This window comes from Stenotrophomonas sp. Sm6012 (genome assembly GCF_030985895.1).
GTDB lineage: Bacteria > Pseudomonadota > Gammaproteobacteria > Xanthomonadales > Xanthomonadaceae > Stenotrophomonas > Stenotrophomonas forensis.
This window is the reverse complement of sequence record NZ_JAPTFX010000037.1, coordinates 1-13,130: the sequence shown is the minus strand read 5'-3', so window position 1 is coordinate 13,130 and position 13,130 is coordinate 1. Positions and strand designations below refer to the sequence as shown.

The 13,130-nt window shown below is 68.6% G+C and carries 11 protein-coding genes; 8 read left to right on the top strand and 3 right to left on the bottom strand.

The features are described from left to right. Positions 1–9: 9 nt before the first annotated feature. Positions 10–312 carry a KGG domain-containing protein gene (locus O0J73_RS09105; protein ID WP_008266579.1) on the bottom strand — a complete coding sequence of 101 codons (303 nt, stop codon included), beginning with the start codon at positions 310–312 and terminating at the stop codon, positions 10–12. Positions 313–475: 163 nt separating this feature from the next. After that, on the bottom strand, positions 476–940 hold the full coding sequence (locus O0J73_RS09100; RefSeq protein ID WP_049457931.1) for a MarR family transcriptional regulator: 465 nt from the start codon (positions 938–940) through the stop codon (positions 476–478). Between the two features lie 50 nt (positions 941–990). On the opposite strand from O0J73_RS09100, the gene O0J73_RS09095 reads away from it, so the two are divergent. The 4 genes from O0J73_RS09095 (at position 991) to O0J73_RS09080 (ending at position 6,027) form a co-directional block, all read left to right on the top strand. Then, positions 991–1,902 (top strand): S41 family peptidase, encoded by a 912-nt coding sequence (locus O0J73_RS09095; protein WP_006472004.1) that lies wholly within the window; start codon positions 991–993, stop codon positions 1,900–1,902. Between the two features lie 98 nt (positions 1,903–2,000). Beyond that, on the top strand, positions 2,001–2,894 hold the full coding sequence (locus tag O0J73_RS09090) for an NAD(P)-dependent oxidoreductase (RefSeq protein WP_049457933.1): 894 nt from the start codon (positions 2,001–2,003) through the stop codon (positions 2,892–2,894). Positions 2,895–3,104: 210 nt separating this feature from the next. Then, positions 3,105–5,636, top strand: a complete 2,532-nt coding sequence (locus O0J73_RS09085; protein ID WP_308308539.1) for a methyl-accepting chemotaxis protein — start codon at positions 3,105–3,107, stop codon at positions 5,634–5,636. Positions 5,637–5,856: 220 nt separating this feature from the next. Continuing rightward, a complete protein-coding gene (locus O0J73_RS09080; protein ID WP_166671564.1) occupies positions 5,857–6,027 on the top strand; it encodes a hypothetical protein in 171 nt (56 codons plus the stop codon). A 28-nt stretch (positions 6,028–6,055) separates the two neighbouring features. Here O0J73_RS09080 and O0J73_RS09075 read toward each other — a convergent pair whose 3' ends face one another. Continuing rightward, on the bottom strand, positions 6,056–8,101 hold the full coding sequence (locus O0J73_RS09075; protein WP_308308538.1) for a TonB-dependent receptor: 2,046 nt from the start codon (positions 8,099–8,101) through the stop codon (positions 6,056–6,058). Between the two features lie 489 nt (positions 8,102–8,590). Here O0J73_RS09075 and mdoH point away from each other — a divergent pair, with 489 nt between their 5' ends. From mdoH to O0J73_RS09055, 4 genes are read left to right on the top strand one after another with little or no spacing between them, the layout of a single operon-like run. Continuing rightward, the gene (mdoH, locus tag O0J73_RS09070) at positions 8,591–10,516 is read left to right on the top strand and encodes a glucans biosynthesis glucosyltransferase MdoH (RefSeq protein ID WP_006471626.1); all 1,926 of its coding nucleotides are present in this window, start codon (positions 8,591–8,593) and stop codon (positions 10,514–10,516) included. Positions 10,517–10,566: 50 nt separating this feature from the next. Further along, on the top strand, positions 10,567–11,226 hold the full coding sequence (locus O0J73_RS09065) for an alpha/beta hydrolase (RefSeq protein ID WP_197565032.1): 660 nt from the start codon (positions 10,567–10,569) through the stop codon (positions 11,224–11,226). Positions 11,227–11,229: 3 nt separating this feature from the next. Next, complete coding sequence (locus O0J73_RS09060; protein WP_006471622.1) at positions 11,230–12,273, top strand: sensor histidine kinase; 1,044 nt, start codon at positions 11,230–11,232, stop codon at positions 12,271–12,273. 10 nt (positions 12,274–12,283) lie between these two features. Then, the gene (locus O0J73_RS09055) at positions 12,284–13,015 is read left to right on the top strand and encodes a LytTR family DNA-binding domain-containing protein (protein ID WP_049458009.1); all 732 of its coding nucleotides are present in this window, start codon (positions 12,284–12,286) and stop codon (positions 13,013–13,015) included. Positions 13,016–13,130: the final 115 nt, after the last annotated feature.

Genomic DNA, 13,130 nt, shown 5'->3' with positions numbered 1-13,130 from the left:
GCGCAACGTTCATCCCTGCTGGCGTTGCGGGTCCTTTGCAGTTGGGTCGAGCGATGCCTGTTGCTGCTGCTGGCGTGCGTTGGCGTGGCGTGCGTGGCCGCCTTCGCGGCCGATCGCCGCCATGTGCTGCCGATCACGGCTGATGGCTTCGCCGCCCTTGCGGCCGGCGACGCGGGCCTCGTCCGGGCTGAATTCATGCGCGTTGCCGGAGGCATGCGCGGCGCGTCCGCCCTTGGCGGCGATCGCACGTTGCTTGTCCCCGTCCATCGAGGCGAAGCCCCGGGTGGAGCTGCGCGGGTTCTGGCCAGTCATGTGAATCCTCCTGCGGTGTGGGCGTCGCCGTCGTCGGCGACAGCGGCCATGCTTGGCCATCGCGCGCTAAGTCCAGGTCGCCATCCTTGCAGTTGTCTTCACGCGGCCTGCGCACCGGGTTCAAGCGGCCGGCCGCCATCGCCCGCAGCGGCGCCGAACCGTGTCAGCCTTCGCGTGCCTCGCGCAGGCGCTGCGCGAAGGGGCGTTGTTCGAGGGCCTGCAAGGCGCTGCGCAGTACCTGTTCCAGTGGCTGGCCGAGGTCGGCCTCCAGGCTGCGTGCTGCACGCGCGGTGGCCTGCCATTGGGCCTGCAGCGCCGGCACGGCCTGCAGCGCATGGGGGCTCAACTGCAGGATGCGTTCCCGGCTGTCTTCACCGATGACGCTGTGCAGCCAGCCGTCGCGCACCATCGCCGCCACGGTCTGGCTGAGCGCCGAATGGCTGAGCCCACAGGCCAATGCCAGGTCCTTGATGCGGCACGGCCCCTGTGCCATCAGCGTGCGCAGCACCGGGGTGTAGCGCGGCCGATAGTCCAGCTGCAGATCGCGGTAGGCCTGTTCGACGGCCGGGTCGAGCTGATCGAGCAGGGCGCGCAGCAGCGTCCCCAGGGTGGCGTGTTGGAGATCCATGATCGCGATGATATATAAGTGCTTATACATCATCAATGCGGGATGGGGTCATGGCGGTTTCGTGGGTGCTGGGTGCGTTGCTGGCGGCGGCATGCCCGTCCCAGGATGCGGTGCTGCAGGCTGCGGCCACCGCAATACAGGCGCAGTACCTGGACGAGGCCGAGGGTGCCCGCATTGCCGCAGCGGTGCGCGGCTGGTCCAGCCAGCGGCGCTATGCGGACAGCTGCGCGGACCCGCAGGCGTTCAGTGCACGCCTGAACCAGGATCTGGACGTGTTCGATGGCCACTTCCATGTGGAACGCGCGGACGCCGATGCCGGCCAGGACGACTGGCTGATGGCATGGCGCGCGGACGCGCGCGGCAATGGTGCGGGCGTGCGCGAGGTACGGGTGCTGGAGGGCAACATCGGCTACCTGCGCCTGAGCACCTTCTATCCGCTCGACCTCGCCCGGCCAAAGCTGGCGGCAGCGTTCAGCCTGCTGGCCGATACCGACGGCCTGGTGCTGGACCTGCGCCAGAACGGCGGCGGTGATGATGGCAGCGCGGACCTGCTGGTGCGCACCCTGCTGGAGCCTGGAATCACCGAGGTACAGGCGCTGGAGCAGCGCGGGCGGCGCACCGCGGTGCGGTTGCCGCCGGCCAGCCTGCCGCCCTACCTGAAGCCGCTGGTGGTGCTGATCGACCGTCGCACCGGCTCGGCGGCCGAGTTCGTCGCGTACTCGCTGCAGGCGGTGGCGCGCGCGCGCATCGTCGGTAGCCGCAGCGGTGGCGCCGCGCACATGTTCGATGATCCTGTGCAGCTGCCCGATGGTTATCAGATCAGCATTCCGGACCGTCAGCCGATCAACCTGCGTACCGGCAGCAACTGGGAACGAACCGGCATCACGCCGGATGTGCCCGGCGGCGATGATCCGCTGTTCATCGCGCGGCAACTGCTGGCGCCGCCAACGCCGCCACGATGAACGCGTTTTTGCAACATCCGGCTATCGCAGACGACATGCTGCTTGCCTAGAATCGAATCATCCCGGTACTTCCCGGGCGCTTCGAGCGAATGGACTCAATGAAGATTCTGTTGACCGGCAGTTCCGGACGGATCGGGCGTGCGATCTTCGGCGCGCTTGCGGCCACCCACGAAGTGGTGGGACTGGATCGCAGCCCGTTCGCCACCACCCGCATCATCGCCGATGTCACCGATCGCCAGGCCGTGGAACGCGCTGTCCGTGGCGTCGATGCAGTGATCCACACCGCCGCCCTGCACGCACCGCATGTGGGACTGGTGCCGGATGCGGTGTTCCAGCAGATCAACGTGGAGGCCACCGCGCACCTGCTGCAGGCCGCGCGCGAGGCCGGTGCGCGGCGGTTCGTGCTGACCAGTACCACCGCGCTGTACGGGCATGCGGTGGTGGCGGGAGGCTGCCGCTGGATCGATGAAGACACCGAGCCCTTGCCGCGCACGATCTACCACCGCAGCAAGCTGCAGGCCGAAGCCCTGGCCGTGGCCGCCGCCACGCCGGGCTTCAGCGTGCGCGTGCTGCGCATGGGCCGTTGCTTCCCGGAGCCGCCCGAGCGCATGGCGATGTTCCGCCTGCACCGTGGCATCGACGCGCGTGACGTGGCCAGCGCGCATGCCGCGCTGCTGCTTGATGACGGCGCCGCCTTCGCCCGCTACATCGCCTGTGCGCCGACGCCGTTCCGGCGTGAGGACTGCCTGGAACTGGCCACCCAGCCGCGCAACGTGCTGGCCCGGCGCGTGCCGCAGCTGCTGGCCGAGTTCGACCGCCGCGGCTGGCCGCTGCCGCTGAGCATCGACCGCGTCTACGACAGTGCCCGGCTCCGCAGCGAGCTGGGCTGGCAGCCGCGCTTCGGCCCGGACGATGTGCTGCAGCAGTACGCCGCGGGCAGCATCGAAGTGCTGCCGCGGGCGCAGTGGATCAAGGACCGCGTAGCCGAATAGGGCGGCCGCGGGGCGGGTTGTTGACTTGTCCCTGAGCAGATTCAGGAATGTGCAGGCGGGCCGCCTCAACCTCGTCGGCGGGCGGCCGCTAACCCGGTGCGCTTCCAGCGCCGGGCGTGCCCCGGCGACCGGCGGCCTGCGCGACGGATCGCGCGCCTGCGCGGTGCCCTCGCGGTACCGGTCATCCTGAACTGCCTAGCGGACCCTTCCATGCCTCCTTCCCGTTCCGCCGCTGCCCGCCGTCCGGGCAGCATCGCCCACAAGCTGATGCTGGGCACCGCCGTGATCGCGCTGCTGTGCTTCGGCCTGACCGCGTTCCTGATCTACCGCCAGGCCAGTGCCAGCCTGATCGATGCCTCGCGCCAGACCATGACCAGCGAAGCCAATGCCGAGGCGCGCCAGGTCGCAGCCGATCTGGGCACGGCCTTCGCCAGCAACGACGCGATGGTCGAAGCCGTACTCGCCCAGCGTGCGCGCGGCGATGTACCCGACCGCGCCAGCCTGGCGGCGGTGCTCGGCGAGCAGCTGCGCACCCATCCGGAATGGCTGGGCAAGAGCACCATGTGGGAAGCCGATGCGTTCGACGGCAAGGACGCCGAGTTCGTCAACACCGAGGCGCACGATGCCACCGGCCGCTACATGAGCTACTGGGCCTGGCAGGACGGCGCACCGCAGCAGTCGCCGATGACGGACTACACCGAAGCCGCCGACGGTTCGGCCGACTGGTACATGGATCCCAGCCGCGACAAGCTGCCCAAGGTCAGTGAACCCTACGCCTATGACATCGGCGGCCAGCAGGTGCTGATGAGCACACTGAGCACGCCGATCATCGAGAAGGGCACCTTCCTCGGCGTGTTCACCGTCGACTTCTCGCTGGCGGCGCTGCAGAAGCACCTGGCCACGCTGACGCCGATGGGCGCCGGCCGTGTCGAACTGCTTTCGCCCAAGGGCGTGGTGCTGGCCTCGGCCAACGCCGCCGAGATCGGCAAGCCGCGCAGCGACGCGCTGACCCGCAGCATGCTGGCGGACATCGCCGCCGACCGCCGCTTCGAAGCCTTCACCCCGGATGCCGCCGGCAACGTGCGCGTCTATGTGCCGCTGCGCGTGGGCGACGCCCCGCAGCGTTTCGCGCTGGGCGTGGTGATGCCGCATGCGGTGATCGTGGCCGAGGCGCGCCAGCTGTTGTGGCTGACCCTGCTGGTCGGCGTGGTGGCGGCCCTGGCCCTGAGCGCGGGTGTCTACGTGCTGCTGCGCCGGCTGGCGATCCGCCCGCTGGCCGAAGCCGTGCGCGTGGCTGGCGATGTCGCCGCGGGCAAGCTGGACAGCACCCTGCCGGCGCGCAGCAATGACGAAGTGGGCCGCCTGCTGGAGGCGATGCAGGGCATGCGCGGCCAGCTGCAGGCGGTGATGGCCGCGCAGGCGGAAATGGCACGCCGTCATGACGCCGGCGAGCTCAGCTACCGGATGGACGCGTCGGTGTTCCCGGGCGAGTACGGCCGCATGGTGGCCGACAGCAACCAGCTGGTGGCCTCCAGCAATGCGGTCACCCAGCGCCTGGTGGAAGTGATGCAGCGCTATGCCGTGGGCGACCTCAGCGTGGACATGGAGGCGCTGCCGGGCGAGAAGGCCGTGTTCAGCGCCGCGATGGCCACCACCAAGAGCAACCTGGCCGCGATCAACGATCAGATCCAGCAGCTGGCCGCAGCTGCCGCTGCCGGTGATTTCGCGGTGCGTGGCGATGCGCTGCGCTTCGACCACGACTTCCGCCGCATGGTGGAAACGCTCAACACCATGATGCAGGTCAGCGACCACAACCTGGCCGAGCTGTCGACGCTGCTGCGCGCGATCGCCGCCGGTGACCTCACTGCCCGCATGCAGGGTGACTTCCACGGGGTGTTCGCGGTGATGCGCGACGACGCCAACAGCACCGTGCAGCAGCTGACCGGGATCGTCGGGCAGATCCAGCAGTCCGCAGCCAGCATCCGCCTGGCAGCCGGCGAGATCGCGGCCGGCAACAGCGACCTGTCGCGGCGTACCGAACAGCAGGCCGCGAACCTGGAAGAGACTGCCGCGTCGATGGAGGAACTGACCTCTACCGTGCGCCAGAACGCCGATCACGCGCTGCAGGCCAACACGCTGGCCGGTTCCGCGGCCGGCGTGGCCAGCGAAGGAGGGCAGGTGGTCAGCCAGGTGGTGCAGACCATGGAGCAGATCGAGGCCTCGTCGCAGCGCATTGCCGAGATCATCTCGGTGATCGATGGCATCGCGTTCCAGACCAACATCCTGGCGCTGAACGCCGCAGTGGAAGCGGCACGTGCCGGTGAGCAGGGCCGCGGCTTTGCCGTGGTTGCCAGCGAAGTGCGCGCGCTGGCGCAGCGCTCGGCCGGCGCAGCCAAGGAGATCAAGGAGCTGATCGACGCCTCGGTCGCGCAGGTCGGCGCCGGCGCGGAACTGGTGCATGGCGCCGGTCGCACCATGCAGGAGATCGTCGGCCAGGTCGGGCGGGTAAATGAAATCATGGCCGAGATCTCGGCCGCCTCGCGCGAGCAGTCGGCCGGCATCGAGCAGGTCAACCAGACCGTGGTGCAGATGGACGAGACCACCCAGCAGAACGCTGCGCTGGTGGAGGAAGCCAGTGCCGCCGCGCGGGCGATGGAGGAGCAGGCCGAGCAGCTGGCGGTGGCGGTGTCGCGCTTCCGCCTGCAGGCCGGGCCGGTGGCGGTGGCACGCCGCGCGGCGTGAGCCCTCGGGCGGCGGCCGGGGCGGTCATGGCAATGAACCGTGCACACGGCAACGGGTTCAGGAATGCGCCCCGGCACCGGGAATCCAAGCGTATGGCCGCTGCGGCGCTGCGGCCGGGCGCCGCACCGTCACCCATCCGCCTTGTTTTTAGGATAGGGTGCGCAGTTCCGCTGCCGCCCCAGCTGAATCCGTGCGGCGGCGGGATGTCCATGGAGGTTGCATGACCACACCTGCTACACCGGAAAACGCACCGGGACCGGTGCTCCTGCCGACACCTGAAGTGGTGCAGGCACAACAACTGCTCGCACGCCAGCAACTGGCGGTGGCGATGGACCGTGCACGCACGGCCGCCACGCGCACTGCGGCACCGGCCGCACTGGAAAGCGAGTAACCCGCAACACCGTCGATCGCGCTGGCGGTCAGAACCGCGCGGTCATGCTGAGGAAGTAGCTGCGCCCGGCCACGAAGTAGTCGGTGGAGCCTTCGGCATAGAGCTTCTTGTCGGCCAGGTTGCTGACACCGCCGCGCAGGGTCAGCACCTCGTTGACGTTCCAGGCGGCGGTCAGGTCATACAGGGTGTAGGCCTTGAGGAAGGTGGTGGCCACGCCGTCCTGCTTGCCGGTGTACTGCGCCGACAGGCTGCTGGAGAACGCCGTGTTCGGCGTCCAGTCCAGCGACGAATAGCCGGAGAACTCCGGCGTGTCGATCAGGTTGCGGCCGGTGGTCAGGTTCTTGGCTTCCTTCATCCAGGTCGCCGAAGTGCGCCAGCGCCAGTGCTCGCCGAAGCGGACATTGAGGTTGCCTTCCATGCCACTGGTGCGCGCGCGCTGCACGTTGCTCATGCGCGTCCACCAGATGCCGTTGAACTGGCCCAGCGGGGCGTACTCGATCTTGTTCCTGAAGTCGGTGTGGAAGTAGGTCAGGCCGGCATCCACCCAGTCGTTGTCGAAGCTGATGCCGATCTCGCGGTTGGTGCTGGTTTCCGGGTCCAGGTCCGGGTTGCCGGCCATGTAGCAGCCGCCGCGGGTATAGCCCAGCGGGATCAGCGAGGTGCAGCCACGGCCACCGGACTGGGTGGCGGCAGTTGCCGAATTTTCGGTCAGGCTGGGCGCGCGGAAACCCTTGGAGACGCCGCCGCGGATCGTCCACTGCTCGGCCGGGTGCCAGACCAGGTAGGCACGCGGGCTGACGTGGCCGCCGAATTTCTCATGGTGATCGAGGCGTGCGCCCAACGTCAGCGCCAGGGTGCGGTGCAGCTTCAGTTCGTCCTCGACGAACAGCGCCCAGGTGTCCACTTCCAGATCGGAGCCGCTGACCGCGTTGCCGGCATAGTCGATCGGTGCACGGCCGATGGTGTCGGTGTTGGTCAGCTCCTGGCGCTTCCACTGGCCACCCACGGCGAACTGGTGCTCAACGCCGAGGGTGAACGGCGTGGTCAGGCTGCCCTCGATGATGGTGTCGGTGGCCTCGGAACGGCCGGTGGCGCCGATGTCGTTCTTGTACTCGGTCCAGTACGCGCTGATCTTCGAGTTGCCGAAGCGCCACTTGCCATCGTGGTTGAGCGCCAGCGAGCTGCGCTTGAGTTCGGTGGCACCCCACGCACCTTCGTCCTGCTTTTCCAGGGCGGCATCGATGAAGGCCTGCTGCACGCCGTGGCCGGCTTCCAGCGACAGTTCCTGCGCGTCGCTGAGTTTCCACTGCAGCAGCGCGTCGACATTGCGGTCCTTCTCGCCGGCATAGGCATTGCCGTAGACGCCGCCATTGGACCGGTCGGAATCACGGCGCATGCTGTTGGCGCCGATGCGCAGGCCGAAGCGCTCGCCGAGCGGGCCGGAAAACGTAGCGCCGATCTGCTGGGTGTCGCCGCGCTTGTCGTCGCCCGGTCGCGTGTAGCTGTGGGTGGCACTGCCGTTCCAGCCATCACCGATGCGCTTGGTGATGATGTTGATCACGCCGCCCATGGCGTCGGAGCCATACAGCGACGACATCGGCCCGCGCACCACTTCGATGCGCTCGATCTGGTCGGGCGAAATCCAGTTCAGGTCCTGGCGTCCGAGGTCGGGGCGGTAGTTGGTCGAGGCCGAGCTGCCCATGCGCTTGCCGTCCACCAGCACCAGCGTGTAGTTGGACGGCATGCCGCGCAGCTTGATCTTGGACTGCTCGCCGGCCGCGCTGAGGCCGCCGGTCACGCCGGGCACGCGGCTGAGCAGGGTGGCCAGGTCGTGCACCGGCTGGCGCTCGATGTCCTCGCGGCTGATCACGCTGATGCTGGCCGGGGCATCCTTGATCCATTGCTGGTTGCCCGAGGCGGTGACCACCACGGTGTCCAGATCCTTGGTGGAGGCATCGGCGGCGGCATCGGCGGCGGCCAGGCCGGGCAGGGCAAGCAGGCAGGTGGTGGCAACGGCGGCGGCCAGGCGGCTGCGCGCGGGGTGCGCGGAACGGGAACGGAATGACAGGGACATGACGGCTTCCATGGGAGAGGGAGAGACCCGGTGGAAGCGCAGGCGCAGGCAGACAGCAGGCAGCCCCTTCCGTGGGTCGTCGGCGCGCGGCGGGGCCGGCGCGGCTGGGTGGGTCTCAACCGTCGGGAAGACGGTGACCTGCCTGGTTAATGAAATGATAACCGTTCGCGTTTGTTACGATCCAGTACCTGTCGTAATAAAGCGACAACCTCGAGTGCGGGGCGTCATCGCCTGCTGTTTGCTGAATGGGGATAATTCCCGGCGTAAGCCTTCGCACCCGGCTTACATCCGGCGCCCTAGACTGGGGCGCATTTTCGATTCCGCCCCGTTGGAGATCGTGTGGGTTCCGGTAGTGACAGACATCGACTGTGCGGCCAAGGGCCGGCACAGCCAGGACAAGTGCGGGCGCCGGGAAGGCGCGCCGGGAACCTTCGTGCATGTAGCCCGGCCGGGATGGCCGGCCGTGCCGAACGTGCGGAGTAGGTGGTGATGGGGGGTCAGACCATCCACGCGGAAGCGGATGCGCCCCGGCTGGATGCCGGCTGGGCGCTGCTGCCTGCTGAATCTCCGTTGCAGATGCCCGAGCAGACCCTGCGCGAAGGCGTCCTCAAGGTCCGCCGCCATCGCACGTCGCCGCGCCTGATCGGCCTGCGGCGTTTCTACATTTTCGGTGGCACGCTGGGCATGACCGCCGTGGCCACGCGGATGATGTGGCGGGTGCTGTCGACCAATGGCATCAGCGTGCTTGAAGCCTGCCTGCTGGTGTTGTTCGTGGGCCTGTTTGCATGGATCGCGCTGTCCTTCGCCAGCGCACTGGCGGGCTTCCTGACCGCCGTGTTCGACCGTGGCTACCGCCTCGGCATCGACCCGGACAAGCCGCTGCCGACCGTGCACAGCCGCACCGCGCTGCTGATGCCGACCTACAACGAAGATCCGCGCCGCCTGCTGGCGGGCCTGCAGGCCATCTATGAATCGGTGGCCGCCACCGGCCAGCTTGAGCGCTTCGACTTCTTCGTGCTCAGCGATACCCGCCGCGAGGACATCGCGCGCGCCGAAGAGCAGGTGTTCGCCGAACTGCGCGACCGCGTGCCGGATGGCCAGACGCGGCTGTTCTACCGCCGCCGTGGCGACAACAGTGGGCGCAAGGCCGGCAACATCGCCGACTGGGTGCGCCGCTTTGGCGGTGCCTATCCGCAGATGCTGATCCTTGACGCCGACAGCCTGATGACCGGCGACAGCATCGTGCGCCTGGTCGCGGGCATGGAGCACAACGCCGATGTCGGCCTGATCCAGACACTGCCGTCGGTGATCGGCGGCCGCACCCTGTTCGCCCGCATGCAGCAGTTCGGTGGCCGCGTGTACGGCCCGGTGATCGCTCGTGGCGTGGCCTGGTGGCATGGCGCCGAGAGCAACTACTGGGGCCACAACGCGATCATCCGCACCCGCGCCTTCGCCGACCACGCAGGTCTGCCAGCGTTGCCGGGGCGCAAGCCGTTCGGCGGCCACGTGCTCAGCCACGATTTCGTGGAAGCGGCGCTGATGCGCCGTGGCGGCTGGGCCGCGCACATGGTGCCGTACCTGGGCGGCAGCTACGAGGAAGGCCCGCCGACGCTGACCGACCTGCTGGTGCGTGACCGCCGCTGGTGCCAGGGCAACCTGCAGCACGGCAAGGTGGTGGGCAGCCGCGGCCTGCACTGGATCAGCCGCACCCACATGCTGATCGGCATCGGCCATTACTTCACCGCGCCGATGTGGGCAATGCTGATGCTGATCGGCATCGCCATCCCGTTGTTCCAGCAGGGCATCGATTTCAACGCCCTGCTGCACCTGTCGCCCAGCGTGTACTGGCGCGCCCAGGACGAGGAACAGGTGGTGCGCCTGTTCGCCGCCACCATGGCGGTGCTGCTGCTGCCCAAGGTGCTGGGCTACCTGGCGATGCTGCTGGACCCGGTCGACCGGCGCGGCTGCGGTGGTGCGATCCGTGCGTTCGTCTCGATGCTGGTGGAAACCGTACTGGCTGCGCTGATGGCGCCGGTGGTGATGTACGTGCAGTCGCGCGGCGTGGCCGAAGTGCTGTCCGGCCGCGACTCGGGCTGGGACGCACAGCAGCGCGACGACGGTGGCATCTCGTGGCTGGCGCTGATCCGTGGCTACGGTGGGCTGGGCGTGTTCGGTGCCTTCATGGGCGTGCTGGCCTGGGCGGTATCGCCGTCGCTGGCGGCGTGGATGGCGCCGGTGGTGATCGGCATGGTGCTGGCGGTGCCGGTGGTGGCGCTGACCTCCTCGCGCGGCCCGGGCGCCTTCCTGCACCGCCTTGGCCTGCTCGACATCCCCGAAGAGAACATCCCGCCGCCGGTGCTGGTACGCGCCGCACAGCTGCGCCGGGAAGCGGCCGAACAGCCGCCGCTGTACTGATCGCACCGCGCCAGCGGCATAATGCGGCTCGAACTTGAAGGAGCCGCATCATGCTGCAAACGGTGGAACAGGAAACCGGCGCCTCGCCGCAGTGGTCGGTGATCTGGCTGCACGGCCTCGGCGCCGACGGCCATGATTTCGCGCCGATCGTGCCGGAGCTGGTGCGGCCGCATTGGCCGGCGCTGCGCTTCGTGTTCCCGCACGCGCCGGTGCGGCCGATCACCATCAACAACGGCGTGCCGATGCGTGGCTGGTACGACATCGTCGGCATGGACTTCCGTTCGCGCGCCGACATGGCCGGCGTGCAGGAATCGGTGGTGCAGCTGGATGCGCTGATCGCACGTGAGATCGAGCGTGGCATCGCGCCGGAGAAGATCTTCCTGGCCGGCTTCTCGCAGGGTGGGGCAATCATCCTCACGGCGGCGTTGTCGCGCACCGCGCCGCTGGCCGGCCTGATCGCGCTGTCCACCTATCTGCCCGAGGCTGAAAGCGCCAAGCGTGTTGACGATGCCGTGCAGGTGCCGGTGTTCATGGCCCATGGCAGCAGCGATCCGGTGATCCCGCAGGCGGTGGCCGTACACAGCGCGCAGGCACTGCAGGCGCTGGGCCTTGAGCTGGAATGGCACAGCTATCCGATGGCCCACCAGGTCTGCGCCGAAGAGCTCCAGGCGCTGGGTGACTGGCTGCAGGAACGGCTGGGCGCTGCCTGAGCCATGGCCCCGGCCAGCACACCGCCGTGGATGCCGGAGCTGTGCCGCCTGCCGCGGTTGGCGGCGATGCTTGGCCTGGCCGAGCTGGTGGTGGTGGTGCTGGCGTTGGCGCCCGACGGCAGTCGCCACTGGACCTTCGGTGAACTGCTGTCGGCCAGCGGCTTCGCGCTGTGGCTGGCGCTGGCGGTCTCGGCCAGCCTGTGCCTGCTGCGGCAGGCGCTGTCGAGGTTGCCGCAGGTACTGGGGGCGGTCGCGGCGATCGCCCTGGCGACCCTGATCGCGGTGGTCTGCGCCGGCATCGTGCATGCGTTGTACGCGGTGCTGGGGGACAACTTCGCCAGTGGTATCAGCTTCTGGCGCTTCACCCTGGGCAGTGCGGCCACCACTGCACTGATCACGGCGCTGGCGTTGCGCTACTTCTATGTGAGTGATCGCTGGGCCGCGCAGGTGCAGGCCAACGCGCGCGCGCAGGCCGATGCGCTGCAGGCGCGGATCCGCCCGCATTTCCTGTTCAACAGCATGAACCTGATCGCCAGCCTGCTGCATCGCGATCCGGCTGTTGCCGAGCGCGCGGTGCTCGATCTGTCCGATCTGTTCCGCGCCGCGTTGGGCGCAGGCGAGGGCGATTCGACCCTGCGCGACGAATGCGAGCTGGCCGAGCGTTATCTGTCGATTGAATCGCTGCGCCTGGGCGAGCGCCTGCAGGTGCAGTGGCAGCGCGACGAACCACTGCCGTGGGACCTGCCATTGCCGAGGCTGGTATTGCAGCCACTGGTGGAGAACGCCGTGCTCCACGGCATCTCGCGCCTGCCCGAAGGCGGCACCATCGAGCTGCAGCTGGTGCGCGAGGGCCAGGAGCTGCAGATCCGCGTGCGCAATCCCGCGCCCGATCCGCAGGCCCCGGGGCTGGCGCTGGCGCGCGGTGCCGGGCATGCCCAGCACAGCATCGGCCATCGGTTGGCCTGGCGCTTCGGCAGTGCCGCGCGGATGACGGCCGGCTGGAGCGAGGGCTACTATGCCTGCCAGGTGACGGTGCCGATCCAGTGAGGGGACGATCGTGAGGGTAGTCATCGCCGATGACGAACCGCTGGCGCGCGAGCGCCTGCGCAGCCTGTTGGCGGCGCAGGACGGCGTGGACGTGGTGGCCGAGGCCGGCAACGGCGAGCAGGCCCTGCACGCCTGCGCGGAGCTGCAGCCGGACCTGGTCCTGCTGGATATCGCGATGCCCGGGCTGGATGGCCTGGAAGCGGCCCGCCACCTGGCCAGTTTCGAGCCACGGCCGGCAGTGGTGTTCTGCACCGCCTATGACGCGCATGCGCTTTCGGCCTTCGAGGCGGCGGCCATTGATTACCTGATGAAGCCGGTGCGTGCCGAGCGCCTGGCGGCCGCGATCGCACGTGCACGTACCTTCCTGGCCGGGCGCGACGGCCAGCCGCAGGACAACAGCGGGCAGCAGGCACGCAGCATGCTGTGCGCACGCCTGCGTGGCAGCCTGCGGCTGATCCCGCTGGACGACATCCATTACCTGCAGGCCGAAGAGAAGTACGTGGTGGTACACCACGCGCGCGGCGAAGACCTGATCGAGGAATCGTTGAAGTCGCTGGAGGAGGAGTTCGCCAGCCGCTTCATCCGCATCCATCGCAACTGCCTGGTGGCACGCCACGAGTTGGTGGAACTGCGCCGTGGCTCGGGTGGGCAGGTGCAGGCCGTACTGCGGCATGGCAAGCAGCCGCTGGAAGTCAGCCGCCGCTGCGTGGCGACCCTGAAGCAGGAATTGCGGCACCTGTGAGGGGTCCGCGCGGCCTGCGGCCGCGACTGCTTGCGAGCAACGTCTGAAGCAACAGCAACAGCAACAGCGGGTCATGGCTCGGTGTTTCTACGTGCTGGGTGAGGCGGGATGGGCG

Excerpts from the sequence above, each read along its gene's own strand:
- O0J73_RS09090 (WP_049457933.1), top strand. The coding sequence starts at position 2,001 with ATGAAGATTCTGTTGACCGGCAGTTCCGGACGGATCGGGCGTGCGATC.
- mdoH (WP_006471626.1), top strand. The coding sequence starts at position 8,591 with ATGGGGGGTCAGACCATCCACGCGGAAGCGGATGCGCCCCGGCTGGAT.
- O0J73_RS09075 (WP_308308538.1), bottom strand. The coding sequence starts at position 8,101 with ATGTCCCTGTCATTCCGTTCCCGTTCCGCGCACCCCGCGCGCAGCCGC.
- O0J73_RS09080 (WP_166671564.1), top strand. The coding sequence starts at position 5,857 with ATGACCACACCTGCTACACCGGAAAACGCACCGGGACCGGTGCTCCTG.
- O0J73_RS09095 (WP_006472004.1), top strand. The coding sequence starts at position 991 with ATGGCGGTTTCGTGGGTGCTGGGTGCGTTGCTGGCGGCGGCATGCCCG.
- O0J73_RS09085 (WP_308308539.1), top strand. The coding sequence starts at position 3,105 with ATGCCTCCTTCCCGTTCCGCCGCTGCCCGCCGTCCGGGCAGCATCGCC.
- O0J73_RS09060 (WP_006471622.1), top strand. The coding sequence starts at position 11,230 with ATGGCCCCGGCCAGCACACCGCCGTGGATGCCGGAGCTGTGCCGCCTG.
- O0J73_RS09100 (WP_049457931.1), bottom strand. The coding sequence starts at position 940 with ATGGATCTCCAACACGCCACCCTGGGGACGCTGCTGCGCGCCCTGCTC.
- O0J73_RS09105 (WP_008266579.1), bottom strand. The coding sequence starts at position 312 with ATGACTGGCCAGAACCCGCGCAGCTCCACCCGGGGCTTCGCCTCGATG.
- O0J73_RS09065 (WP_197565032.1), top strand. The coding sequence starts at position 10,567 with ATGCTGCAAACGGTGGAACAGGAAACCGGCGCCTCGCCGCAGTGGTCG.